23 protein-coding genes are annotated in these 24,745 nt (G+C 65.8%); 17 read left to right on the forward strand and 6 right to left on the reverse strand.

Annotated elements, in window-relative coordinates; genetic code table 11:
• The 6 genes from BKA03_RS06815 to BKA03_RS06840 all read left to right on the forward strand — a co-directional run bounded on the left by BKA03_RS06815 (window position 1) and on the right by BKA03_RS06840 (window position 5,334).
• The gene (locus BKA03_RS06815) at window positions 1–495 is read left to right on the forward strand and encodes a GNAT family N-acetyltransferase (RefSeq protein ID WP_062075054.1); all 495 of its coding nucleotides are present in this window, start codon (window positions 1–3) and stop codon (window positions 493–495) included.
• Window positions 496–501: 6 nt separating this feature from the next.
• A complete protein-coding gene (locus BKA03_RS06820) occupies window positions 502–1,044 on the forward strand; it encodes a GNAT family N-acetyltransferase (protein WP_062075055.1) in 543 nt (180 codons plus the stop codon).
• Between the two features lie 9 nt (window positions 1,045–1,053).
• The gene (locus BKA03_RS06825; RefSeq protein WP_062075056.1) at window positions 1,054–3,150 is read left to right on the forward strand and encodes a DNA gyrase/topoisomerase IV subunit B; all 2,097 of its coding nucleotides are present in this window, start codon (window positions 1,054–1,056) and stop codon (window positions 3,148–3,150) included.
• Entirely contained in the window at window positions 3,147–3,578 is a 432-nt protein-coding gene (locus tag BKA03_RS06830; RefSeq protein WP_062075057.1) for a hypothetical protein, read from the forward strand. Before BKA03_RS06825 ends, BKA03_RS06830 begins: the two co-directional genes overlap by 4 nt.
• A gap of 35 nt (window positions 3,579–3,613) precedes the next feature.
• Window positions 3,614–3,967 carry a hypothetical protein gene (locus BKA03_RS06835; RefSeq protein ID WP_062075058.1) on the forward strand — a complete coding sequence of 118 codons (354 nt, stop codon included), beginning with the start codon at window positions 3,614–3,616 and terminating at the stop codon, window positions 3,965–3,967.
• A 98-nt stretch (window positions 3,968–4,065) separates the two neighbouring features.
• Window positions 4,066–5,334, forward strand: coding sequence for a threonine/serine exporter family protein (locus BKA03_RS06840; protein WP_062075059.1), 1,269 nt, complete (start codon window positions 4,066–4,068; stop codon window positions 5,332–5,334).
• A 30-nt stretch (window positions 5,335–5,364) separates the two neighbouring features.
• Here BKA03_RS06840 and BKA03_RS06845 read toward each other — a convergent pair whose 3' ends face one another.
• Window positions 5,365–7,827 carry a DNA gyrase/topoisomerase IV subunit A gene (locus BKA03_RS06845; RefSeq protein ID WP_062075060.1) on the reverse strand — a complete coding sequence of 821 codons (2,463 nt, stop codon included), beginning with the start codon at window positions 7,825–7,827 and terminating at the stop codon, window positions 5,365–5,367.
• A gap of 100 nt (window positions 7,828–7,927) precedes the next feature.
• Here BKA03_RS06845 and BKA03_RS06850 point away from each other — a divergent pair, with 100 nt between their 5' ends.
• Both BKA03_RS06850 and BKA03_RS06855 read left to right on the forward strand, forming a co-directional pair.
• The gene (locus tag BKA03_RS06850) at window positions 7,928–8,488 is read left to right on the forward strand and encodes a DUF5998 family protein (RefSeq protein ID WP_062075061.1); all 561 of its coding nucleotides are present in this window, start codon (window positions 7,928–7,930) and stop codon (window positions 8,486–8,488) included.
• 2 nt (window positions 8,489–8,490) lie between these two features.
• Window positions 8,491–9,657: an alkaline phosphatase family protein gene (locus BKA03_RS06855; RefSeq protein WP_238579412.1), complete on the forward strand. Its 1,167-nt coding sequence runs from the start codon at window positions 8,491–8,493 to the stop codon at window positions 9,655–9,657.
• A 41-nt stretch (window positions 9,658–9,698) separates the two neighbouring features.
• On the opposite strand, the gene sepH is transcribed toward BKA03_RS06855, so the two are convergent.
• Window positions 9,699–10,841, reverse strand: a complete 1,143-nt coding sequence (gene sepH / locus BKA03_RS06860; RefSeq protein WP_179397725.1) for a septation protein SepH — start codon at window positions 10,839–10,841, stop codon at window positions 9,699–9,701.
• On the opposite strand from sepH, the gene BKA03_RS06865 reads away from it, so the two are divergent.
• From BKA03_RS06865 to BKA03_RS06885, 5 genes are all read left to right on the forward strand, one after another.
• Window positions 10,840–11,664 carry an inositol monophosphatase family protein gene (locus BKA03_RS06865; RefSeq protein ID WP_152649533.1) on the forward strand — a complete coding sequence of 275 codons (825 nt, stop codon included), beginning with the start codon at window positions 10,840–10,842 and terminating at the stop codon, window positions 11,662–11,664. The genes sepH and BKA03_RS06865 overlap by 2 nt on opposite strands.
• 105 nt (window positions 11,665–11,769) lie before the next feature.
• Window positions 11,770–12,069, forward strand: a complete 300-nt coding sequence (locus tag BKA03_RS06870; protein WP_062075065.1) for a DUF4193 domain-containing protein — start codon at window positions 11,770–11,772, stop codon at window positions 12,067–12,069.
• Between the two features lie 38 nt (window positions 12,070–12,107).
• Complete coding sequence (gene dut, locus BKA03_RS06875; protein WP_062075066.1) at window positions 12,108–12,551, forward strand: dUTP diphosphatase; 444 nt, start codon at window positions 12,108–12,110, stop codon at window positions 12,549–12,551.
• Window positions 12,548–12,850, forward strand: a complete 303-nt coding sequence (locus tag BKA03_RS06880) for a single stranded DNA-binding domain-containing protein (RefSeq protein ID WP_062075067.1) — start codon at window positions 12,548–12,550, stop codon at window positions 12,848–12,850. The genes dut and BKA03_RS06880 overlap by 4 nt, the downstream gene beginning before the upstream one ends.
• The gene (locus BKA03_RS06885) at window positions 12,847–13,524 is read left to right on the forward strand and encodes a DUF3159 domain-containing protein (protein ID WP_062075068.1); all 678 of its coding nucleotides are present in this window, start codon (window positions 12,847–12,849) and stop codon (window positions 13,522–13,524) included. Before BKA03_RS06880 ends, BKA03_RS06885 begins: the two co-directional genes overlap by 4 nt.
• On the opposite strand, the gene BKA03_RS06890 is transcribed toward BKA03_RS06885, so the two are convergent.
• Window positions 13,454–14,128 (reverse strand): potassium channel family protein, encoded by a 675-nt coding sequence (locus tag BKA03_RS06890; protein WP_062075069.1) that lies wholly within the window; start codon window positions 14,126–14,128, stop codon window positions 13,454–13,456. The two genes, BKA03_RS06885 and BKA03_RS06890, sit on opposite strands and share 71 nt — an antisense overlap.
• On the reverse strand, window positions 14,125–14,790 hold the full coding sequence (locus BKA03_RS06895) for a potassium channel family protein (protein WP_062075070.1): 666 nt from the start codon (window positions 14,788–14,790) through the stop codon (window positions 14,125–14,127). Before BKA03_RS06895 ends, BKA03_RS06890 begins: the two co-directional genes overlap by 4 nt.
• A gap of 40 nt (window positions 14,791–14,830) precedes the next feature.
• Between BKA03_RS06895 and BKA03_RS06900 the strand changes: the two genes are divergently transcribed.
• The 4 genes from BKA03_RS06900 (at window position 14,831) to dxs (ending at window position 22,621) form a co-directional block, all read left to right on the forward strand.
• A complete protein-coding gene (locus tag BKA03_RS06900) occupies window positions 14,831–16,729 on the forward strand; it encodes an APC family permease (RefSeq protein WP_062075071.1) in 1,899 nt (632 codons plus the stop codon).
• Window positions 16,726–17,913, forward strand: a complete 1,188-nt coding sequence (locus BKA03_RS06905) for a class I SAM-dependent RNA methyltransferase (RefSeq protein WP_062075072.1) — start codon at window positions 16,726–16,728, stop codon at window positions 17,911–17,913. Before BKA03_RS06900 ends, BKA03_RS06905 begins: the two co-directional genes overlap by 4 nt.
• A 55-nt stretch (window positions 17,914–17,968) precedes the next feature.
• Window positions 17,969–20,686 carry an aconitate hydratase AcnA gene (acnA, locus tag BKA03_RS06910; RefSeq protein WP_152649534.1) on the forward strand — a complete coding sequence of 906 codons (2,718 nt, stop codon included), beginning with the start codon at window positions 17,969–17,971 and terminating at the stop codon, window positions 20,684–20,686.
• A 78-nt stretch (window positions 20,687–20,764) separates the two neighbouring features.
• On the forward strand, window positions 20,765–22,621 hold the full coding sequence (gene dxs / locus BKA03_RS06915) for a 1-deoxy-D-xylulose-5-phosphate synthase (protein WP_238579413.1): 1,857 nt from the start codon (window positions 20,765–20,767) through the stop codon (window positions 22,619–22,621).
• 66 nt (window positions 22,622–22,687) lie between these two features.
• On the opposite strand, the gene BKA03_RS06920 is transcribed toward dxs, so the two are convergent.
• Together BKA03_RS06920 and BKA03_RS06925 are read right to left on the reverse strand one after the other, a co-directional pair.
• Window positions 22,688–24,091: an HRDC domain-containing protein gene (locus BKA03_RS06920; protein WP_238579414.1), complete on the reverse strand. Its 1,404-nt coding sequence runs from the start codon at window positions 24,089–24,091 to the stop codon at window positions 22,688–22,690.
• Entirely contained in the window at window positions 24,088–24,642 is a 555-nt protein-coding gene (locus tag BKA03_RS06925) for a DUF3000 domain-containing protein (RefSeq protein WP_062075074.1), read from the reverse strand. The genes BKA03_RS06920 and BKA03_RS06925 overlap by 4 nt, the downstream gene beginning before the upstream one ends.
• Window positions 24,643–24,745 lie beyond the last annotated feature (103 nt).

Genomic DNA, 24,745 nt, shown 5'->3' on the forward strand with positions numbered 1-24,745 from the left:
ATGGTCCACCGTCTGGTGCGGGAGGCCGTGGCTGGCGACGCCGCCGAAATCGTCCACCTCGGCGCACTCATGTATGCAAGCGTCGGCGCGCGTCCGACGCCGACGTGGGCGCTCGAGTCGACCGGTTGGGTTCGCGACCGCCTTGGCCGCGACCTGTACGGGGCGGTCATCGATGCCGACGAGGGCGGGCTAGCGGCGTGCGGCCTCATCAACATCGTCCCGCGCCTGCCACGCCCCGGAAGGCACTCTCACGAGGCCGCGTACATCCAGTGGGTGTCCACGGCGCCACAGCACCATCGCAAGGGCTATGCGCGGGCCGTCACCCAGGCGCTACTTGCGGAGACCGACCGCAGGGGAATAGAAGTCATCGAACTGCACGCGACCGTATTGGGTCGGCGCCTCTATGAGGAACTTGGCTTCTTCATCAAGACCGACAACGTGGCGATGATGGCGCTCAGGGGCGACGCGGCGCCCGATGCGCCCTATATGCGGTAGGTGTCCATGACACTCGCGCCCCGCATCGCTGTCGCCGCAGACATTGCTGAAATCCTCCGCCTTGGCGAGTACATGTACGCGAGCGTTGGCGGGACAGTCGACGACGAGTGGCGAGCACTTGGCCGTTCGCAGCTCGAGTCCCGGTTGGGCTCCGAGCTGCTCGGTTGGGTGATCGATGACGAGTCCGTGGCTGGACGCCTTGCCGCATGCGGGTTCGTCAACAGGACGCCACGGCTGCCGTTGCCGGGCGCCAGGACGGCGCTGCGGGGCTATGTCCAGTGGGTGGTGACGGACCCGGCTCACCAGCGCAGGGGGCACGCACGCGCGATCATGGCACGGCTCATGCGGTGGGCCCAGGACGAGAATGTCGCGGTGCTCGACCTGAACGCATCACCGTCGGCACGGGCGCTCTATCTCGAGCTTGGGTTCGTCTTCTCACCAAACATCGACTATCCGCCGACGACGCTGGGGGCGCCGATGCAGTGGCGGGTCACCTCAACTGGGGTGGGGCCAGCGCGCCCCTCAGGGCACGTCGGCGGCGACGCCTAGACTTCCGGCGTGAGTTCTGACTATTCCGCACGACACCTGTCCGTCCTTGAGGGATTGGACGCCGTCCGCAAACGCCCAGGCATGTACATCGGTACGACCGACTCTCGTGGCCTCATGCACTGCATGTGGGAGGTCATCGACAACTCCGTTGACGAGGCGCTCGGCGGCTTTGGCGACCTCATCGAGGTGATCCTCCACCCGGACGACTCGATCGAGGTGCGCGATACGGCACGCGGCATCCCGATCGATATTGAGCCGAAGACGGGGCTGACCGGCGTCGAGGTCGTCATGACCAAGCTGCATGCGGGAGGAAAGTTCGGAGGCGGCTCGTACGCCGCATCGGGCGGCCTGCACGGCGTCGGCGCCTCCGTGGTGAACGCGTTGAGCGAAAGGCTTGACGTGTGGGTCGACCGCGGCGGCCAGACCCACCACATGGCGTTCCGACGCGGAGAGCCAGGCCGCTGGGCGGATCCCGCGAGCGGCCCCACGCCCGCGGCGGAGTTCACTCCCTTCGTCACCAACTCGGAACTCACCGTGGTCGGCAAGGTGGGCAAGAACGTCACGGGTACCCGCACCCGCTACTGGGCGGACCGCCAGATCTTCAACAAGCAAGCGGGTATCTCCTACGAGGAACTCGTGACCAGGGCTCGCCAGACGGCGTTCCTCGTTCCTGGACTGACGCTGTCGGTGAAGGACAATCGCGACCCGCTGAACCCCACCGAGGAGACGTTCCGCTATGAGGGCGGCGCCAAGGACTTCGTCGAGTTCATCGCCCCCGACACGGGCGTCACGGACACGTGGGAGCTCACGGGAAGCGGACACTACGTCGAGACGGTTCCCGTGCTGAAGCCCGGTGGCCAGCTGGTGTCGGAAGAGGTCCAACGCGACTGCGCCGTCGATGTGGCCTTGCGGTGGGGGACGGGCTACGACACCGAGGTGCGGACGTTCGTCAACATCATCTCCACGCCCAAGGGCGGGACGCACCTAGCGGGCTTCGAACAGGGCCTGATGAAGACGCTCCGCAAGGTCATCGAAGCGAATGCGCGCAGGCTCAAGATCATGGCCAAGGACGGCATCGAACGCATCGAGAAGGACGACATCATGGCGGGGTTGACCGCGGTGATCACCGTCAGGCTGTCGGAGCCGCAATTCGAGGGCCAGACCAAGGAGGTTCTCGGCACCACGGCGGTGCGGGCCATCGTCGCCAAGGTCGTCGAGACAGAACTCACCGCGGTCCTCAACTCGCCCAAGCGCGACACCAAGGCCCAGGCGAACACGGTGCTCGAGAAGGTCGTGGCCGAAATGCGTGCGCGCGTGGCCGCACGCAAGCAAAAGGAGATCTCTCGCCGCAAGAACGCGCTCGAAACGTCGTCCCTGCCCGCCAAACTCGCCGACTGTCGCACCCACGACATCGAAAAATCTGAGCTCTTCATCGTCGAGGGCGATAGCGCGCTCGGGACCGCGAAGCTGGCCCGCCAGTCAGATTTCCAGGCGCTTCTACCCATTCGAGGCAAGATCCTCAACGTGCAGAAGGCGTCGGTCACCGACATGCTGCATAACGCGGAATGCGCGAGCATTATCCAGGTGCTCGGCGCCGGCTCGGGGCGCACGTTCGACCTCGAATCGGCGCGCTACGGGAAGATCATCCTCATGACGGACGCCGACGTTGACGGCGCCCACATTCGCACCTTGTTGCTGACGCTGTTCTTTCGGTACATGCGGCCACTCGTCGACGCGGGTCGCGTCTACGCGGCCGTTCCGCCGCTGCACCGCTTGGAAATCTCTGGATCTGCCAGGCGTGATCGTGAATACATCTACACGTATTCCGAGACGGAACTTCAGGAAAACCTCCGCGAGCTCAAGAAAGCGGGCCGCAAGGTGAAGGACGATATCCAGCGGTACAAGGGCCTCGGCGAGATGGATGCGGACCAGTTGGCCGTGACGACAATGGATCCAGGGAAGAGAACGCTGAGGCGCATCACCGCCGCACACGCGGAAGCCGCCGAGCGAGTATTCGAACTGCTCATGGGCAACGACGTCGGTCCACGGAGGGACTTTATCGTCGCGGGAGGCGAAGGCATGGATCGTGCGAGGATCGACGCATGATCGAGTCGATTCCTGCCCCATGCCCGACGCACCCCACGACGTATCACGAGCGCATTCAGGTGCTTCCGTCCGGGTCGCGACGCATCTTTCGCTTTGAATCCGTCGTTGGTCTGCCGCGCAGGTGCGCCGTTCTCGAGACCGAACTCATGGACGCCGATCGCGAGATCGATCTCATGGACTATCTGTGGGTGCTCGAGCACAAGGGCCGCGGAGCCAGGGTCTTTACCGCGCTGTTGAGCGTCGCCATCGGAGTCTTCGTGGGCTTCGCTGCGAGCGGCTATTCGAGCACGGGAGTGTCCATAGGAACGATGGCCATTGCCCTCGTCGTCGCGGCCGCGCTGGGTTTGCTCATCGAGGCAGCCTCGGCCCGCGTGGCGACCGTCAGGCTCCGCCGCATTCTCGATTGGCGTAAGCGCGTCGGATTCTAAAATCCGGGCCGGTTGGCGGGGCTACTGTGGAACCCATGGTCCTCTATCGCGAACTTGATCCCCAATTGCCCGATCTCGGCTGGAACCGGTCACTACCGTTGGCCGTGACGGCCGAGGCCGTTCGCGCTATCCACGAGTGCTCGGATTCCGGCGCGCTCGGTGCGATGGCGGGTGCGGCGAGGTCGTATTGGGCCGCGGCGGGCGGCATTGCGATCGGGACCTCCTTCGGCGCGGCGTTTCTTGCGCTTGGTTGGGACATTGCCGCAGCGGTCGCCTTCGCGCTGGTGGCGCCCGCGGCCCTCGCGACGATGGAGGCCAGAAGGCGCGCGCGCCAGTGGCAAGCGGTCATCGAGGCAAGGCTGACAGTGCTCGGAACGGCGCGCGGTTAGCTAGGTGACTCGGGGAGGAGCCGGAGGCAGCTGCGCAGGTCGTGGTTCTACGGCCGTAGGTCACGACGGCGCGGCCGCGAGTGCGTCACAATAGGCCCGTGAACGCACAACCCTCTCGCGGCTCTGAAATCGACGCCGAAGAACTCGGAAGGCGTTCGACCGCGATCCTGCGGTTGGGATTGATGATGCTCGGTTCTGGGACCGCGAGTTACCGAGTCAAGCAAGGCATGCGCACCGTGGCGGATGCCCTCGGGGTCGAGCAACACGCCGAGCAGGTGACCCTGACCGAAATCACGGCGACATCACGAGTGGGTCAGGCGTTCCGCACCGAGGTCGCGGAACTGGGTCACCACTCCATCAACGCCGACCGCATCGCGCGGCTCGACCGGTTCCGCAGGTCCATGCCCTCGCCGATCACCCCCGAACAGGTGCATGCCACTCTTGATGAGATCGCCAGTCACGGCGGGATGTACAACCGCTGGGCCACCGCGGTTTTTGCCGGTGCGGCGTGCGCGGGATTCGCAGTGCTCAACGGCGCGCTCGTCATCGAGGTGCTGGTCGTCTTTGTCGCGGCGTTCCTTGGGCAGCTGGTGCGGAGGGAGCTTGCGGAGAGGCACTTCAACGCCTTCGGCACCGTCATGGCGGCCGCGACGGTCGCGACGTCGACATACGTGGGGGTGCTTGGCCTCATCGGAAGCATCGGGCCGGGGCTCGAGATCCATGCCTCCGGCTACATCTCGTCGGTCCTGTTCCTGCTGCCGGGATTCGCGCTCATCACCGGCGCCCTCGATATGGCGAAGTCCGACTACTCGGCGGGAATCATCCGCGTGGTTCACGGGACCACCTTGACCATTGCCGCCGCCGTGGCGGTATGGGCGCTTTCGCTCGTGAGTCCCCTCGACACGACACCTCGCGCCGCCGTTGCTATGAGCGTGTGGACCGAGATTTCGATCAAGTCGGTCGCAAGCTTCGTCGGCGTGTTGGGCTTCGCACTGCTGTTCAACTCGCCAATGAAGATGGCGTTGATGGCGGGTTTCATTGGGCTCGTGAACGTTCCTCGCATTCTCTTGATCGAGCACGGGATGCCCGCTCAAACGGCGACTTTCCTTGCGTGCACGATGTTGGGCCTGCTCGCCGCGGCAGGCGCCGCGGGTGGTCGCTGGCCCGTCATCACGTTGCAGGTCCCCGCCTCCCTGGTGCAGATCCCGGGTGTGCTTGCCCACGAGGCGATCGTGAGCCTCAACAAGTCGGACTATGTCCAGGCGACCGCCGGAATCCTGCAGGTGCTCCTCGTCGTGCTTGCCATGCTGGTGGGGCTCGTGGTCGCGAAGTTCCTCACCGACCGCCATTGGGCCTTCGCCAGCTAGGGGGCTTGCTCCTCTTCAGCAGGCGCCTCGTCAGCCGATTCCGCCGACCGGCGCGGAAATCGCGTGACCCGAGCCATCCCGCCTGCCAAGCTCTGCGGGAAGCTGGAGCGGTTGGCCTGAACCAGCGGATGCACGCGCCGGGGCGGGTCCCACCCAGGCCGCCAGCAGGGTGTCTTCGCCCTTCAGGAAGCGGTGAGCCCGCACCCCGCCCGTGGCGCGGCCCTTTGCCGGGTATTCGCTGAGCGGCGTCGTCTTGGCGGCGCCAGGTTGGGTTCCGGGCAGTCCGTCCGACGACCCCGAGATGGTCACGACCACGGCGTCGGCCGCAGCGGACAGTGCGGTAAAGGACGCGACCGATTGGCCAGCGGCGAGGTTGATTCCTGCCATGCCGCCGGCGGGGCGTCCTTGGGGGCGCACCGCGGAGGCGGAGAAGCGCAAAAGCTGCGCGTCGGAGGTGATAAACACCAGCTCGGCCGAATCGTCCGCGGGTGCGGCCCCGACCACACGGTCGCCCTCCTTGAGAGAAATGACCTCCCACGCATCGCGAGCGGGAGCGACCTCGGCAGCCACCCGCTTGACGACTCCCTGCGCGGTGCCGATGGCGATGGGGGTTTCGCCATCGAGGAGGACCAAGGCGACAGGCTCCTCGCCCTTGTCAAGAGCGACCAGTTCGCGAATCGGCACACCGCCAGAAAGCGAGGGCGGGTCGTCCGTCGACGGCAAGGCGGGCACCTCGAGCATCTGGAGCCGCAGGACCCTGCCCGCTGAAGTGAGTACCCCCACGTCGGCGCGGGCGGTCGTGGCAACGACCGAGGTGAGGGCATCGTGAGGCGCTCGCCTACCCTCACGATTGACGGGGTGGTCGTCCGCGGTGCGCGCCACGAGCCCTGTGGTCGATAACAGCGCCGAGCATGGGGTGTCGGGAATCTCAAGGCCGGGGGATCGCATGGTCGCGGCAGAAGCCGAGCTGCCTGTCGCTCCTGCGGGCGCACTGAGCGACAGCGCGAGCACGGGAGAGACCCCGGAATCCGCGAGCAAAATCGTCCTGCGCGGGGTGCCGTACGCGGCGGCGGCGGCGTCCATTTCCCGGCCGACGACCGACCGCAGCACCGTGTCGGAGGCAAGGAGTTCCTCGAGCTCGGCGATCTCCGCCATGAGTTGGGCCTTCTCGTTTTCCAACTCGATGCGGGAGAACTTGGTGAGCCGGCGCAGCCGCAGTTCGAGGATGTACTCGGCCTGGATCTCCGACAGGTCGAACGCCGTCTGGAGGCGGTCGCGGGCCGCTCCGCTGTCGTCGGAGGACCTGATGATCTGTATGACATCGTCAATGTCGAGAATCGCGACCAAGAGGCCATCTACCAGGTGCAACCGGTCGCGACGAGCGCCCAAGCGGTGGCGGGACCTCCTGCGCACGACGTCGAGGCGGTGGTCGACCCACACCCGCAGCAGTTCCACGAGCCCCAGGGTGCGCGGCTGCCCACCGACGAGCGCGACGTTGTTAATCGAGAAGTTTTCCTCGAGCGGGGTGAGCTTGTAGAGCTGCTCCAGCACCGCTTCGGGGGAGAATCCCGTGCGCACCTCTATCACCAACCGCAGTCCGTGATGGCGATCCGTGAGGTCGACGACGGACTGGATGCCCTGGATCTTCTTGTTCGAGACGCCGTCCTTGATCCGCTCGATGACCTTTTCGGGGCCCACCGTGTATGGCAGCTCGGTGACGACGATGCCCTTGCGCTTGGAGGTCACGTTCTCGATGCGCGCGGTCGCCCTCGTGCGGAACGCGCCCTTTCCGGTTTCGTAAGCCTGACGGATTCCATCGAGACCCACGATCTTGCCGCCCGACGGGAGGTCGGGCCCTGGAACGAACCTCATCAGCTCGTCGAGACTCGCCTTGGGATTGGCAAGCAGGTATCGGGCCGCCGAAACGACCTCGATCAGGTTGTGAGGCGCCATGTTGGTCGCCATGCCCACGGCAATCCCTGAGGCGCCGTTGACGAGCAAATTGGGAATCGCGCTCGGCAAGACAGACGGCTGCTGCAGCTTGTTGTCGTAGTTGGGCACGAAGTCGACGACGTCCTCGTCGAGGTCGCCGATCATCGCCATGGACGCCGTGGCGAGCCGGGCCTCCGTGTAGCGCGAGGCGGCCGGGCCGTCGTCGAGAGAACCGAAGTTTCCGTGACCGTCGACGAGGGGCAGTCTCAACGAGAACGATTGGGCCATGCGCACGAGCGCGTCGTAAATGGCCTGGTCACCGTGAGGGTGGAGCTTACCCATGACCTCGCCGACGACGCGAGAGGACTTGACGTGGGCGCGATCCGGCCGCAGGCCCATGTCGCCCATCGTGTAGATAATCCGCCTCTGGACAGGCTTCAACCCGTCCCTCGCATCGGGCAAGGCGCGCGAGTAGATCACCGAATAGGCGTATTCGAGGAACGACGCCTCCATCTCGGCGCTGACGTCGATGTCGACGACGTGACCCTCAGGCTCGGGCATGCACACTCCGTTTTCATGGTGGCGGGGGACTCACGGCATTGTCTCCCGACGGCGCGCGACAGGTCGCCGCGCCACGCGAGCAGGTGCGACAATAGCGCCTATGTCCTCCACTCTCGCTCAAGCCGTTGTGGGTGCCGGCTACTACCCGGCGCTCGCGCAACACGTTTTGCGCACCGCAATCGGAGACGAGAAGGTCACGGCGCACTTCGTCCACGCGGAGACGACCTTTGATTCAACAGAGGTGCGCAGGCACATGTCGGTGCTGGTACTGACCGAGTCGCGCCTCTTGCGCATGCACATTGACGATGGAGCAGGCCCCGAGAGCGGCGGCGCGCATGCCGCGTCGGCGACGGTAGAAAGCGCCCAACTCAGCTCCATCACGTCCGTGGCCGTGACCCATGTCGTTCACGAACCGGAGAACTTTCGCGAAGGCGATGTGCCCACGGAACTGGTGCTCGCCGTCGGCTGGGGGATCCACGCCCGCGTCGACCTCGAGCCCGCCACATGTGGCGACGAGAATTGCGACGCAGACCACGGTTACACGGGGGACATCACAGGAGATGACACCTTGTCGCGCGTGAGCGTCATTGCCGACGGAGAAGCCTCGGTGCGGGCGCTCGAGGACTTTGCAAGAGCTCTACACCACGCGGTCGGCCGCTGAGGGTGGAGCCCGTTGACCGCCTGGCCTCCGCGGGTCTTGTCCTCCCCGACTACGGAGGCAAGGAATTGGGCGCCGTGCTTCCGGCTGCACTCGCGGCCGTCGGAGCGGCCGATGTGGTGCCGGGACGCGATGCCGAACGCGACCGCGTGGCGTTGGGCTTGCCTGAGGCGCGCCACGTCGTGGTGGTCATTCTTGACGGCTTGGGGCACCATCAGCTCGAGTCCAGACGCGGTCACGCACCCTTTCTCCGCTCCATCGTCTCCGACGTCGTGACGGCGGGCTTTCCCACCACGACGGCGGCGTCCCTCGCCCTATTTGGGACCGGTCAGCCGGCGGGACAGACGGGGATGACGGGCTATTCCGCACGCAACCCGCGCACGGGGGGGCTCGCCAACCTCATCTCGTGGGAGGGGGCCGATCCTCCCGAGGAGTGGCAGATGATGCCCTCACTCCTCGAGGAGGCCGATCGAGGGGGCGTCATTGTCACGACGCTCGGCAAGCGGAAATTCGCGGGCTCGGGGCTTACCCACGCGGTCTTGAGGGGCGGACTCTTTGTGGGCGCGGAGCGGCTCGCCGACCGCATCGACGTGGCGCTTGCCGCCACGAAGAAGCCGGGGGTTTCGTACTGCTACTGGGGTGAGATCGATGCGGCGGGGCACAGATTTGGCTGGCAGTCTGAGGAATGGGTTGCCGCGCTCGAGGACGCCGATAGGGAGTTCAAGAGGCTTGCGGCGAGTCTGGGCAAGGACACCCTGATGGTGGTGACTGCGGACCACGGCATGATCGATGTGACCGGCGCGCCCCGCTGGAACGTTGGTGCCGAGCCCGAGCTTGCCCGTGACGTTGAACTCGTGGCGGGTGAGCCGAGGGCGCTTCACCTCCACGTGAGCGAAGGTCGTGGCCCCGCCGTCGCGGAGCGCTGGCAAACCATCCTTGGCGACCAGGGCGTGGTGTTCACTCAGGCGGATGCTGAGGCGGCGGGCATCTTTGGCCCGATCTCGGATAGTGCTCGGCCCCGCATCGGCGACGTGGTGGTGGCGATGGCAGGCCGGTCGACAGTGGTCGACTCGCGGACTCAGAGCTCCCAGTCAATGGCCCTGATCGGCGTTCATGGATCGCTGACGCCCGAGGAACTCATGGTTCCTCTGCTCGTCGCTCAGGGGAGCTGAGGACGCGCTCCGCAGGCCAGCAACCGTGTGAGCGGGCGAACCTAGTCGTTCTTCGCGCCGAAGACGATCTCGTCCCAACTGGGAATCGAAGCCCTACCCTTGCGGCTCCGCTTGTCGGGCGACTCGGTAGCGCCCGTGGTCGATGTGTCGGACGACGCCGCACCCGTGGTCGATGTGCCCGTTCCGCGGCTCACGGGGGTTTCCCTCGCGGTACCTGCGGGGTGCGGCATCGACGTGGGCTGCGACGTGGGCTGCGACGCGGGCTGGCTGGGTGAAAGTGGCTGGTTGGGCGACGCGGGGCCCGCACCGCGGGGACCGAAACCCTCAAACTCCTCGTCGTCGTCATCGTCCCCAAATTCGACGGGCTCGCGTGTTCCGCGGCGATCCGCCAAGTCCTTGAGCAACGCGTCGCGCGGGGAGATGTCTTCGGCGGGGGTGTCGTGAACCGTAGCGGGGACGACGGGGCGCGTCGCGACGAGCGGTACTGCCGCCGAGGCGGGGTCGGGCCGCACTGCGGTGAGGTGTCGGCGCGGGATGGGCGCCTCAAGCAGTTCGGTCTCGGTGAGCCACGTGGACTCGTCGTCCTCGGCCGTGAGCGCCTTGGCCACGTGGTCAAAAGTCCACATTGCGCGCACGGTGCGTCCCGCGGTGGCAAAGTCAGCGGCCACGCGCCACGGCTCGTCAACCTCGCGCCAGGCGTCCCATTCGACTGAGGCAGGGTCGATCGCGCGGCCGGCAAGGCGATCGCCGACGAGGTCGCCAAGCGTCGGAGAGGTCGAGTCCCTACCGATACGAGTTGAGCGGGCCAACTCGACGATGTATGCCCTTTCGGCGAGAACGGGTCCCTCGAACTTCGCAAGGGCCTCAACGGGCTCGCCCGTGAGGTGTGCGAGTTCGGCGGCACTCAGGCCGGCACGAATGCGTTGCTGAATTTCGCGGGGAGGCATCCCCGATGCTGCGGGCGTCTCGTCGCGGATGGTGATTCTGGCGTGCCGCACCAGCGCACGCAACTCGTCCGTGACGGCGACCTTCACTTCTTCGCCAGCGTCGGTCACGACAAGGAGGTGGGTGCCATCCTCCGATAGGCCCTTAAGGCTCGCTCCGATCATTGCTCCACTGTGCCACGCGAGAGGCCCCGACGTGCGGTACGGCGCGCACGTGGCTTGTGCCAGCATGGTGTCCATGCCCGAACCCAAAGAACTGATGGAAGTGGCGCTGCGACTTGCTCGAGAGGCAGGCGTGCTCATCAGGGACGGTCGCGCAAGCGCCGAGGTGGCCGCGACCAAGTCATCCCACGTCGACATCGTCACCCAGATGGATGTCGCATCCGAGACCCTCCTCAGGGCCAGAATCGCGCAGTGGCGCCCCGACGACGCGATTCTCGGAGAAGAGGGCGACGACACCGCAGGGACCTCTGGGATCACGTGGGTCCTCGATCCCATCGATGGCACCGTGAACTACCTCTACGGGCTTCCTCACTACGCGGTATCGGTTGCGGCGGTCACCGGGGACGTGAGGAATGGCGAGTGGACCAGGATCGCGGGCGCGGTCTACGACGGCGAGGGTGTCGAGTGGACCGCGGCGCTAGGACACGGCGCGTACCGCAACGGAGTGCGGCTCATCCGCACGGGCGGGCCAGGGCTTTCGGGGACTCTGCTGGGCACCGGATTCCAGTACATTGCGCAGCGCCGGGTCGCTCAGGGCAAAATCGTCGCCGAAATGCTCGGGCAGGTTCGCGACATCAGGAGGCTCGGCTCCGCCGCCGTCGACTTGTGCCTTGTTGCGGCGGGGACCCTTGACGCCTACTACGAGCACGGTTTGCAGCCGTGGGACTTCGCGGCCGGCGCCCTCATCGCTTCCGAGGCGGGCCTACGGGTGGCCGGTATTGACGGTGGTGAGCCCGATTCTCACCTCACGATCGCCGCAATTCCGGAGGTCTGGGACGAGCTGCGAGACGCCCTCGAAAAGGCGGGCGCGCGCCAACCTTGGGGCTCTTTGCGCGCTTGAGTTCGCGTAAACCGCATTTCTGGTGCAGAATGCGTGCGCGCCACGGGAACAAAACTGGGTCCCTGGGCATTGTGTAGACACCCACAAGGTGAAGGAGACTCCTGGATGGCGACCGATTACGACGCGCCGCGCAAGACCGACGACGAAATTGCCGCAGACTCGATTGAAGAGTTGAAGGCACGCCGCTCGGACAAGAGTTCTGGTGTCGTTGACGAAGACGAGGCGGATGCGGCCGACAGCTTCGAGCTGCCGGGTGCAGACCTGTCAGGCGAGGAGCTTTCCGTCAGGGTTTTGCCTCCTCAGCAGGACGAGTTCACGTGCATGTCGTGCTTCCTGGTGCATCACCGCAGCCAGTTGGCCGAGTTCAAGGGCGACCAGCCCATCTGCTCGGAGTGCGCGGGCTAACGTCCCCAGTGTGGCGATAGAGAACCTAGGCTGAAGCAATGACTGACATCGAGGTGCTCATCAGCACCACCGATGAGACCGTCCCCACACCGGCTTACTCCCACCCCGGCGACGCGGGTGCCGACCTCACCACGCGTGAGGCCGTCACGATCGCGCCAGGGGAGAGGGCAACGGTGCGCACGGGTGTGTGTATCGCTCTGCCCGCCGGCTATGTCGCCCTAGTTCACCCGCGCTCAGGGCTTGCGGCCAGGCATGGGGTCACCATCGTCAACGCGCCAGGTACGGTCGACGCTGGGTATCGCGGCGAGATCAGGGTGACGTTGCTCAACACGGATGCCCGCGAGAGCGTCGCGTTTGCCGTGGGTGATCGCATCGCCCAGTTGGTGATCCAGCGAGTCGAGTTCGCTCGCTTCGTTCCCGTGTCAAGTTTGCCTGGTTCGCACCGCGGCGAATCCGGCTTTGGCTCGACGGGAACCGCATGACGGCGACGGACGCGGTGACGACGCGAAAGGCGTGGACCCCCATCGGCCAGGTCAAGACACGCGCCGTCGAGACGACGGGTGGCAGAATTTCGTACATCGAGGTCAGCCCCCACGACGCACCGGCACGGCTCACGATGAGGGTCGTGGACCCCTCGGGGGCCATTGATTGCATCTTCCTTGGCAGGCGACTCATCGCGGGGCTTGAGCCCGGCGCGACGGTGGGTGTCGAGGGACGGGTTGCGCCCGGTGACGACGTGCAAGTGATGTTCAATCCCCGCTACGAGTTGCGGCTCGCGTGAGCGACGCGCAGGCGAATTCAACCGCGAACTCACCCGCAGCCTCCCTCCTGGGCGAAGACTTCAATTGGGCGGACGCGATCGGTGGCTGGAGGGGCCTGGCCGAGTCGGTGGCGCCGGGTGCGATCTTTGTGGCCGCCTTCTTGATGTGGGGCGGGTTTCGAATCCCCGTGATCGCGGCTGTGGCGACGGTGGTCGTGATGGTGGCGGTGCGACTCATCGAACGCACACCCGTGACCCAGGCGCTTGGCGGGCTCTTCGGCGTGTTGCTTGGCGCGGTGTGGGCCTGGAGGGCGGGCAACGTCAACGAGTACTTCGTGCCCGGCTTCTGGTACACGGGAATCTATGCGGCCGCCATGGTCATATCGATGGCCGTGCGCTGGCCCGCCGTGGGGATCGCCGTGGGGTTTCTCAAGGGGTGGGGGAGCAGGTGGCGGACGTCGCCACGAGCGATGCGCCGCTTCCAAGGAGCAACGGCGTTCTACATCGGAACCCAAGCGGTCAAGCTCGCGATCCAATTACCCCTCTACTTTGCGGGAGCGACGGCCGCTCTGGGCACCGCCAAGCTCGCACTTGGCGTCCCGTGGTTTGCCGTAGCGCTCTTCGTCATGTGGCGGCTGGTGCGGAACGTAGAACTTCCTGAAGAGCCTGAGGGTCGGCCTCAGCCGACAGAATAAACAACAGTTCGTCGAGGGCCTCAAGGGTGTCTTCTTCGCGCGGTGCGATGGTTCTATCGCCGCGGACGATGCAGGACAACACGGTGTCAGCAGGGAGCACAATATCCCTGAGTGCGGTGCCTACGAGCGGCGACTGCGTCGGTAGCGTCACCTCAATGATCGCCGCGCCCGACTGGTGGAACGTGAAGACCTTCACGAGGTCACCGACGGCAACGGCCTCTTCGACCATGGCCGTCATGATGCGCGGCGTCGAGACCGCGACGTCGACGCCCCACTGGGAGTCGTACATCCACTCGTTGCGGGGATTGTTGACGCGTGCAACGGTGCGCGGCACGCCAAACTCCGTCTTGGCGAGGAACGAGATCACGAGATTTGCCTTGTCGTCGCCAGTGGCGGCCACGACGACGTCCATCTCCTCGACTGCGGCCTCCCGCAGGGCGGTGAGTTCACAGGCATCGGCGAGCATCCACTCCGCCTCGGCCACCTGAGATACGCGCATGGCGGAGGGGTTGATGTCGATCAACAGCACTTCGTGGTCGTGCGCAAGGAGGTCGCTCGCAATCGACCGCCCTACCGACCCGGCACCCGCGATGAGAACCTTCACGATGCCGCCTTCGGGGGGTGGGCGATGGCCTTGGTGGCGGAGCGTTCCGTTGCCAAGGCCAGTAGCAAGTGGACGTCGTCGCCTGACTGAATAGCCGTCGCAGCATCGGGAAGAATGGCCTCTCCAAAGCGCGTGACGTACGCGACGCGCGCCTGTGAGGCCTTCTCGAGCTCGTGGTAGTGGCGGCCCACCCAACCGTCGTTGATCGGAACGCGGCGCATCACAATGCCCGCATCCGCGTCCTCGAACTCCGAATCCGAACCGCCTGGCAAGAGCCTGGTGACGATTTGTGCCGCCGTCCACGGCACAGGAGCGACCGTGGGGATACCCAAGCGTCGGTACACCTCCGCGCGACCGGAGTCCGCGATGCGCGCCACCACATTCTCGACTCCGTATGTCTCTCTGACGACGCGCGCCGCAAGGATGTTGGAGTTGTCTCCATCGGAAACGGCGGCGAACGCGTAGGCGTCCTCGACCCCCGCGGACTTCAGCGTGTCCCTATCAAACCCGAGGCCCGTGATCTTCTGACCCTTGAAGTCGGAAGGGAGCCGACGGAAGGCATCCGCCCTCACGTCAATGACGGACACCGAGTGGCCGCGAGACTCAAACTCGCTAGCCAACGTGGCACCCGTACGGCCACAACCCATGATCACCACGTGCACGCCCCCACGCTATACCGCGCGGAGCCTAGGATGGTGCGACGTGCAGCGATTCACGGAACGGATCAAGCGGGTTGTCCTTGGGGCACCCGTCGCGACCGACGTTGCAAAGCCGCAAACGATGCGCACCAGGCTGGCCCTGCCCGTGTTCGGAGCGGGCATTCTCTCGGCGGTTGCGTATGGTCCAGATGCGCTGATCGACGCGCTGCGGTCGGGAATGCAGCAGTCGTGGATTCCCTTCATGGCGGGCGGCACCGTCATCATCCTGATGCTGCTGGGGCTCGCCTATAGCTCTCAAGTGCGCGCTTTTCCGCACGAACGCGGCGATTACGGCGTGGTGCGGGATCGGCTCGGCCAACGATTCGGCATGATCACCGGCGCCTCGCTTCTCATTGATCAGCTGTTCACCGTTGCCATCTCCGTCGCGGCGATCGCCGAGGCGGTCATCTACTTGTTGCCCTCGTGGGAAGCCTGGGCACCGGCGATCGCCGTCGTCGCCCTCGGCCTCATGACCTTGGTGAACCTGAGGGGAATCAGGGACAGGGGCCGAGTTCTCCTTGCCGTGTGGCATGGGTTCGTGCTGATCCTCGTCATCCTGTTTGTTGTCGGATGGGCTCGGCACGACGGATCGCCAACCGCCCCTCTCGACACGGGTTCTCCCCACGTATGGTCGATCCTCGTGGCCTTCGCGGGCGCCGTGGCGTCGGGCGCCGTCATGGCGACAGGCATCGAGCATCTCGCCTCCTCCGGGCCCTACCACGCGGAACCCCGCGGCCGAAGGGCGTCGCGAACGCTGCTCATTGCGGTGCTTGCCGGTGCGGGCGCCTTCTACGGCGTGGCGTGGCTTGCGTGGGCGTACCGGCTCTCGGGCTGGGAGGACGGGCCAACGTTCCTACAGGTCGCCGCTCGTGTGTTTGGTAATGGCGTCCTGACGTGGATCGTGGGCGTCTTCGCAGTCGCGATTCTGTACGCGGCCGCCAACTCGGTGTTCCGTCGATTCTCACGCCTCACGGGCTTCCTGGCGTCGGACGGGGTGCTGCCTCGCCAAATGGCGATGAGGAACGACAGGCTCGTGCAGCGCGGATCCGTGCTGATAGTTGCCGTATTGGCGGTAGTCATCGTGATCGCATCGGGGGCGAGCGTCGAGAGACTCGTGCACATGTATATCGTGGGAGTCTTCACCGCGATCGTGTTGAGCCAGCGCGCCATGATCGAGTGGACCGGCGCGCGTCGCCAACTCGCCACGGCCCCAAGGGAGCGCCGAGAACTCCTTGGCAGGAGAATCCTCCACGTCATCGCGCTGATTGCCGCGGGAGCGGTCTTGCTCATCACTGCGGTGTTCAACTTTGCCAATGGCGCGTGGATCGCCGTCGTGCTCATCGTGCTCGTGGTGGTGCTCATGCACGCCATCCGCAGGCATTACGCCGCGGTACGCATCGACATCGCGCTGGACAAGGAGGCGAAGGCGCCTACTCTGCCCTCGGCCACACACGGTATTGTTCTCGTGGCCCAGATGCACCGTCCGGCGTTGCACGCCCTCGCGTATGCGAAGGCTGCGCGGCACACGACGCTCAAGGCCGTAACGGTGAAGGTCGATCGTGGCGCGTCGCTCGCGCTTCAGAAGCGTTGGGCGCAAATGAACCTGGGAGCGCCGCTGGTGGTGCTCGACTCGCCATACCGAGATTTGGTGAGTCCAGTGCTCGACTACGTCAAGAGCCTGCACAGGGCGTCGCCCCGTGAGGCAGTGTTTGTCTACGTGCCGGAGTACATCGTCGGCAGATGGTGGGAGCAGTTGCTTCACAATCGGAACACGGCGCGCTTGCGCGCCCAGTTGCTCAACGTCCCCAACGTGGTGGTGAGCGCGGTGCCGTGGATGCTCGAATCCGCTCGCCGCGAGGGCCCCGTCGACGCGGTTGTCGACGCCGAAAGCCAGATCTCATGAGCGGCGATGACGTGATTACTGTTCGGGTGGGAGCGCCCGCCCACGGTGGGCATTGCATCGCGCGCCACGAGGGTCGGGCCGTCTTCGTGCGCCACGCCCTTCCGGGGGAGCTAGTCGAAGCAAGAGTCACCTCCGGGGAGCCCATCGCACGATTCTGGACTGCGGACGCGGTCAAGGTGCTCGAGGCGTCCGATGACCGCGTGGAGAGCCCGTGGCCCGAGGCGGGCCCAGGGGGAGTCGGAGGTGGCGAGCTCGGTCACGTCGCGCTCCCGGCCCAACGCGAGTGGAAGCTCGCCGTCGTCAAGGAGGCCTTCGATCGCTTTGCGAAGGTGTCATTCGACGGACAGGTCAGTGCGGCACCAGGCGATGACGAGCGCGGTGGGCTCGGTTACCGGACGCGAGTCTCGGCGGTCGCGGACCCCGAGGGTCGCGCCGCCATGACCGTGTTCGGTACCAAGGATCGCAAGCGCATCTCGGCGATGCCGCTCGCCGTTCCCGCCGCAGAGGAGGCACTGCTCGCGGCACGGGCAACGCCAGGCACGCGCATCGAGGTCGCCGTCAGCGCCGACGGGCGTGCGCACGTGGCCTGGGCCGACGCAGGCGATCGCTCCGCTGTCATTGAGCGCGTCGCCGTGTCAGGAACGGAACTTGAGTTTCGGGTGAGGTCGGCCGACTTTTGGCAGGCGCACCGCAAGGCGCCCTCCGTGCTCGCCCAGGCCGTCGTCGACCGCATCGGCGATGCGGAGAGGGTCCTTGACCTGTATGCGGGCGCAGGGCTGCTTTCTGTGGCGATGGCGTCCCAGGGCCGCATGGTCACCGCGGTGGAACTGCACTCGGGCAAGGGGCGGTCGTCGCTTTCCGTCAACCTCGCGCCGTATGAGACCAGCATGGAGATTTCGGGCGATGCACGGCGGACGCTTGAGCTCATGGCGAAGGACGGCGTCTTGTTCCACGACGGCGCGATAGTTCTCGATCCGCCCCGCTCGGGAGCCAAGGCCGCGACGGTCGCAGCGATCGCCAAGCTTGAGCCTGGTCGCATCGTCTACGTCGCGTGCGACCCCGTGGCGCTAGCGCGCGACGCGGCGCTCCTGGCGGAGCACGGCTACAAGCTCGAGAGCGCCGACGCGTGGGACCTGTTCCCCATGACCCACCACATCGAAACGATCGCCACGTTCATTCGCTAGGCGTCATCTGCCGGACATGATCGCCTCGCTAGAATGAGGTGTCCCGATTCAAGGAGTGCAATTGAGCGTCAACAGCCTGGGTTCCAAGTCCACCCTCACGGTGGGAGCCGCGTCCTACGAAATCTTCCGACTGGACGCAGTGCCAGGTCTCGATAAGCTTCCGTACTCGCTCAAGATTCTTGCCGAGGCGCTGTTGCGCACGGAAGATGGCGCGAACATCACCGCGGACCACGTCAAGGCACTCGCCGCCTGGGACCCCAAGGCTGAGCCCGACACCGAGATCCAATTCACTCCCGCACGTGTGGTGATGCAGGACTTCACGGGAGTGCCGTGCATCGTCGACCTCGCCACGATGCGAGAGGCCGTCGCCGAGCTCGGGGGAGACCCCTCCGTCATCAACCCGCTGGCGCCAGCCGAGATGGTGATCGACCACTCCGTGGTGATCGACATCTTTGGGCGCAAGGACGCTCTTGAGATCAACACAGACCTTGAGTACCAGCGCAACCGCGAGCGTTACCAGTTCCTCCGTTGGGGCCAGACGGCGTTCGACAACTTCAAGGTGGTGCCGCCCGGCACCGGCATCGTGCACCAGGTAAACCTCGAATACCTGGCCCGTGCCGTGATGACTCACGAGGTGGACGGCGCGGATGGATTGAAAACCGTGCAGGCGTACCCCGACTCGTGCGTGGGCACGGACTCGCACACCACGATGATCAACGGCCTCGGCGTTCTCGGCTGGGGCGTCGGCGGCATCGAGGCCGAGGCGGCCATGCTTGGCCAGCCCGTATCGATGCTCATCCCCAAGGTTGTCGGCTTCAAGCTCACGGGAGCGATCCCCGCGGGAGCGACCGCAACCGACGTTGTGCTCACCATCACCGAAATGCTCCGGGGGCACGGGGTGGTCGGCAAGTTCGTCGAATTCTACGGAGAGGGCGTCGGCCGCGTGCCGCTCGCCAACCGCGCGACCATCGGCAACATGAGCCCCGAATTCGGCTCGACCGCCGCGATCTTCCCGATCGACGACATCACGATCGATTATCTGCGTCTCACGGGCCGTTCCACCGAGCAGGTGGCGCTCGTCGAGGCCTATGCCAAGGCACAGGGGCTCTGGCACGACCCTGAATCGCCCGACTACGTCGAGCCTGCGTATTCCGAATACCTCACGCTCGACCTGTCGACGGTCGTTCCATCCATCGCGGGACCCAAGCGTCCCCAGGACCGCGTCGCGCTCACCGAGTCGAAGTCGTCCTTCGACAAGGCGGTCTCCCAGGTGCGCCACGGCGACGCGAAGGAAACCACCTACGTCGACGGCGAGGGCAAAGAGGTGCCCCTGAAGGACGGCGACGTGGTCATCGCGTCCATCACGTCCTGCACCAACACATCCAACCCGTCGGTGATGCTCGCCGCCGCACTTCTCGCACGCAACGCCAACGCCAAGGGCCTGAAGGTCAAGCCGTGGGTCAAGACGTCGATGGCGCCGGGCTCGCAGGTGGTTACCGACTACTACGAAAAGGCCGGACTGTGGCCCGATCTTGAGGCGCTCGGATTCCACCTCGTCGGCTACGGCTGCACCACGTGCATCGGCAACTCGGGCCCACTGCCCGAGCCGGTGAGCGCCGCCGTCAACGAGCACGACCTGACGGTCGTCTCCGTCCTGAGCGGCAACCGCAACTTTGAGGGTCGCATCAACCCCGACGTCAAGATGAACTACTTGGCCTCGCCTCCCCTCGTCATCGCGTACGCGCTCACGGGAACCATGGACTTCGACTTCGAGCACGAGTCCTTAGGGCTCGACCACGATGGCAACGAGGTGTTCCTTCGCGACATCTGGCCCAGCCCCGTTGAGGTCGAGTCCGTCGTGTCGTCTTCGATTACGCAGGAGATGTTCGAGAAGGACTACGCCGACGTCTTCGCAGGAGATGCGCGTTGGCAGGGGCTTCCCACGCCTGCGGGCAAGACCTTCGAGTGGGATGACACCTCCACGTACGTGCGCAAGCCCCCGTACTTCGAGGGCATGACGATGGCGCCGGTGCCGGTAGAGGACATCGCTGGTGCCCGCGTGCTCGCACTTCTCGGCGACTCGGTCACGACCGATCACATCTCGCCAGCAGGCTCAATCAAGGCGGACAGCCCTGCCGGCACGTACCTTGCCGAGCACGGGATCGATCGCAAGGACTTCAACTCCTACGGCAGCAGGCGCGGCAACCATGAGGTGATGATTCGTGGCACGTTCGCGAACATTCGTCTCAAGAACCTGTTGCTTGCCGATGCCGACGGCAACGTGGTCGAGGGCGGACTTACCCGCAACTTCCTGACCGGGGAGCAGACGACGATCTACGACGCGTCGGTCGCGTACCAAGCAGCCGGCGTTCCGCTCGTCATTCTGGCCGGCAAGGAGTACGGATCTGGCTCCTCGCGCGACTGGGCCGCAAAGGGTACCAGCCTGCTCGGCGTGCGCGCCGTCATCGCGGAGAGCTTTGAGCGTATTCACCGTTCCAACCTCATTGGGATGGGCGTCATCCCGTTGCAGTTCCCCGTAGGCCACACGGCTGCGAGCCTGGGCCTGGACGGCACGGAGACCTTCGGGATCGAGGGCGTGAGTGCGTTCAGCGCGGGGGAGCACCCCAAGTCGCTCGTGGTGAGGGCGACCAAGACGGACGGCTCGACCATCGACTTTGAGGCGGCGGTCCGCATCGACACCCCAGGCGAGGCGGACTACTACAGGAACGGCGGCATCTTGCAGTACGTGCTCCGCTCGCTGGTAGCCTCCTAGGCCGACCGTGGAGGGGGTTCGCAGGCCCCAAGCGTTGCAGGACGTACAGTGGGATCACAGCGACCGTCAGGAGCGAGCGTGCTGGAGCGCATCGAGTCACCGCAAGACCTGCGGGCGCTCTCGCACACCGAACTGCGCGAACTTGCCGAGGAGATTCGCGACTATTTGGTTGATTCCGTATCGCGCACCGGCGGGCACTTGGGACCGAACCTTGGCGTGGTGGAACTCACCTTGGCGCTGCACCGCGTTTTCGATTCGCCCCACGACAGCATCGTGTTCGACACCGGGCATCAGAGCTACGTGCACAAGTTGCTGACGGGACGGCGCGACTTCTCGAGCCTGCGCAAACGCGGGGGAGTGTCTGGCTATCCGTCGCGGGCGGAGAGCGAGCACGACATCGTCGAAAACTCTCACGCGTCCACCGCCCTGTCGTGGGCCGCCGGGATCGCGAGGGGCCATACCTTGCGTGGGGAGACCGACCGCACGACCGTGGCGATCATTGGCGACGGTGCACTCACCGGCGGAATGGCGTGGGAAGCGCTCAACCAGTTGGCGGACTGTACCGACAGGGTCGTCATCATCGTCAACGACAACGGCCGCTCCTACGCGCCGACGATCGGTGGCCTCGCGCGCAGGCTCGACGGGATTCGGACGTCGAGCGCCTACGAGAACTTCCTTAGTTGGGGAAAGCGCACGTTCTCCGGCCGGGGCCCCCTTCGCGACTTCACATACCAGACGGTGATGCACGGCAAGAGGGCACTCAAGGGTCTCATCGGTCCTCAGGGCATGTTCGAGGACTTGGGCCTCAAGTACCTCGGGCCCGTCGACGGTCACGACCTTGCGCAAGTGGAGGCGGCCCTTACTCACGCGAAGGCCTTTGGTGCGCCCGTGATCGTCCACGTGCTCACGGACAAGGGCCGAGGCTACGAGCCCGCCGAACAGGATCCGGCCGACCGTTTTCACGCGGTGGGAAAGATCCACCCCGAGACCGGATTGCCGATCGAGCCATCCCGTTTTGGATGGACGTCCGTGTTCGCCGACGAGATCCTCGCCGCAGGCTCGCGCCGCGACGACATCGTCGGCATCACGGCAGCGATGCTCGCGCCAGTTGGCTTGCAACCGTTCGCCGATGCCTTCCCCGATCGCGTCATCGACGTCGGAATAGCCGAGCAGCACGCGGTGACGGCGGCGGCGGGCCTGGCGTTTGCCGGAATGCACCCCGTGGTGGCCGTCTACGCGACGTTCCTCAACAGGGCCTTCGATCAGCTGCTCATGGACGTTGCGCTCCACAAGGCGGGCGTCACGTTCATGTTGGACCGCGCGGGAATCACGGGCGACGACGGTGCAAGCCACAACGGCATGTGGGACATGGCCCTGTTGCGTCACGTCCCTGGGTTGCGTCTTGCCGCGCCCCGCGACGAACCCAGCCTGCGAGCCGCGTTCCGGCAGGCACTTGACGTTGACGACGCGCCCACCGTGGTGCGATATCCGAAGAGCAGCCTCGGCGAGCCTCTGCCGGCGCTGCGCTCCGTGGACGACATTGACGTCCTGGCAACGTATGGCGAGAAGGCGCGCGTGGTCGTATTCGGCATCGGCTCGATGGCGGCAACCGCGATCGAGGTCGCAGCCAAACTTGCCGCCGAGGGTGAGTCGGTTCTGGCCGCGACCGCTACGTGGGTGCATCCCGTGCCCGAGGGCCTCCTTGAGGTGGTGGGTGAGGCGGAACTCGTGGTGACGGTCGAGGATGGGCTGACCGACGCCGGCGTTGGTGAGGAATGGGCCGAGTTTGCGCGCCTCGCGGGCCGGACAGTGTCGTGGTCGCATCATGGTGTGCCGCGCGAGTTTCTCCCTCACGCCAGCCGCGTACAGATTCTGGAGCAGATCGGCCTCGACTCCACCGCCGTCGCCGATGCCGTCATCGCGCGACTCGGCTGATCTGCTACCGGCGGGTTTCGCAGGGCCACGACACCGAAGCGTTCGTGGCGCCCGGGAACTGAGGTGTTACTCCGTGGACTCTTCAACGACAGGCGGCAAGGTGCCGAAAGCGGTGGCGAGACGTGCTGCCACGAGGTCGATTTGCCACTGACGCGCCGACCGTGACGCTAGGAAGGAACGGACGAATTGTTCGCCGCCTTCCTCGTATTCCCAGCACAGGCGCCTCAGCGCATCGGGCTGCAAGAGGTTCTCTGCCGGAAGGTCGTGTGTGTCGCAGAGGCTCGCAATGACCTCCCGCGCGGCGGTGTGGCGGACGGCAGCCTCGGGTCGCTTGTCGGCCCACATGCGCGGCTGTGGGGGGCCATCTCCATGCGCCGCACGCTTTGCCGGCAGCTCGGTCTCCTTGAGGGCCAGCGCGGCCTCGATGGCCGGCCACCACCGGGCGGCGGCCCGCTTCGTTCCGCGCGTCTGCCATTCGGGAATCTGGAGGAGGGCGTCAAGGGATGAGGGCTTGACGCGTGCCGCCGCAACGATGGCGGCGTCCCTGAGCACCCTGCCGGGCGTGATGTCGCGGTGCTGAGCCTCAGCGTCACGCTCTTCCCAGAGCGAGCGGACGATTGCGAGGCCACGAGTGTCGCGCACAGTGTGGGTTCCCGCGGTGCGGCGCCACGGTTCGACCCGCGGTTCGGGAGGGGGCGAGAGGCGGACCGCCTCAAATTCCTGGCGAGCCCACTCGAGCTTTCCGGCATCGGCGAGGTGACGGCCGATCCCCTCGCGTAATTCGATCAGCACTTCGACGTCGAGCGCGGCGTATGCGAGCCAGGAGTCTGGGAGGGGCCGCACAGACCAGTCCTGGGCGGAGTGTTCCTTGGCGAGAGTGAAGCTGAGTTCCCTCTCGATGACTGCGGCAAGGCCCACCTTGGGCCAACCGAGAAGACGCGACGCTAGTTCCGTGTCAAAGACGGCGGCCGGACGAATCTGGAGGTCATGCATCCCCGGGAGGTCCTGGCTCGCGGCGTGAAAGATGTACTCCGCGCCGTCCGTCGCTGCGTTGAAGGAGCTCAGGTCGGGAAGGGCGTGCGCGTCGATGAGAGCGATTCCGGCGCCTTCTCGCTTGAACTGCACGAGATACGTCGCTTGACCGTAGCGGAAGCCCGAGGCGCGCTCGGCGTCCGCGGCGATGGGCCCCGTTCCCCCTGCGAAAGACGCCACGACGACCGCCAATTCGGCGGGAGTGCTGGTCACGGGTGGCACGCCGCCCGCGGGCTCCGTCAGCAGGATCGGCGCGGTTCCGTCGCCGGCATCGTCCGCGACGACGGGGGAGGGTCCCTCACTGGCCTCGCGCGCGACTATGGGCATCGGCGCCGCAGGTGCCGCAGGTGCAGCAGTGGCATCGTGCGCGGAGAACCGGGGTGGCATGAACAGCGGGGCGTTCGATGGGTTCGCGGGCTCGGGGTCGGGTTGACTCATGCATGCCCTCCAGGCAAGACGGTGATGCCCTCGGGTGCGGGGGGAACACCGGCGCACATCGCAAGCAATTCGGTCCACGCGACAACGTGGGGTTCCAGATTCGCGTCCGTGGGTGTCCAGGAGACGCGCATTTCCACGGTCACGGTGTCTTGCTTCTCGGCCAACTGCCCGAACGACCGCGACACCACCTTGGTGACGGTGCCGCCGAGTTGCCCGTACTCAACCCCCGTGAGCGCCTCATCTAACCAAGACCATGCCGCATCGGCCCACATGTCGTCCCTGCCGACCTCGGCCTCGGCCGGGGCTTGAACGAGCGCGATCACGCGAAACGTCCCCTCCCACGCGTCCTGGCCAGCGGGATCGTGCAGGACGACAAATCGGCCCGTCGTCTCCAGATGCTCAGGGAGCACCGTGCCGTTGACGGCCACGGCGTATGGAGCGATCCGCGAGGGCGCCGGGGTCTCGACCAAGCGCACGTCACGTCGCGTCTGCGCCCGCTGCAGCGAAATGAGCGCCTCGCGGAACGCGGCCGGGATGGCCGGTGCATTCATACCTTTGACCCTATTGGCCCCCGAGCCTTCCGGGTTGATTCGCCACGCGTCGCCCTTGACACGTTCGGCGCGCGCACCCTCTAGGCTACTGGGAGACCCCTCA

Source organism: Demequina lutea (genome assembly GCF_013409005.1).
In the GTDB taxonomy this organism is placed as follows: Bacteria; Actinomycetota; Actinomycetes; order Actinomycetales; family Demequinaceae; genus Demequina; species Demequina lutea.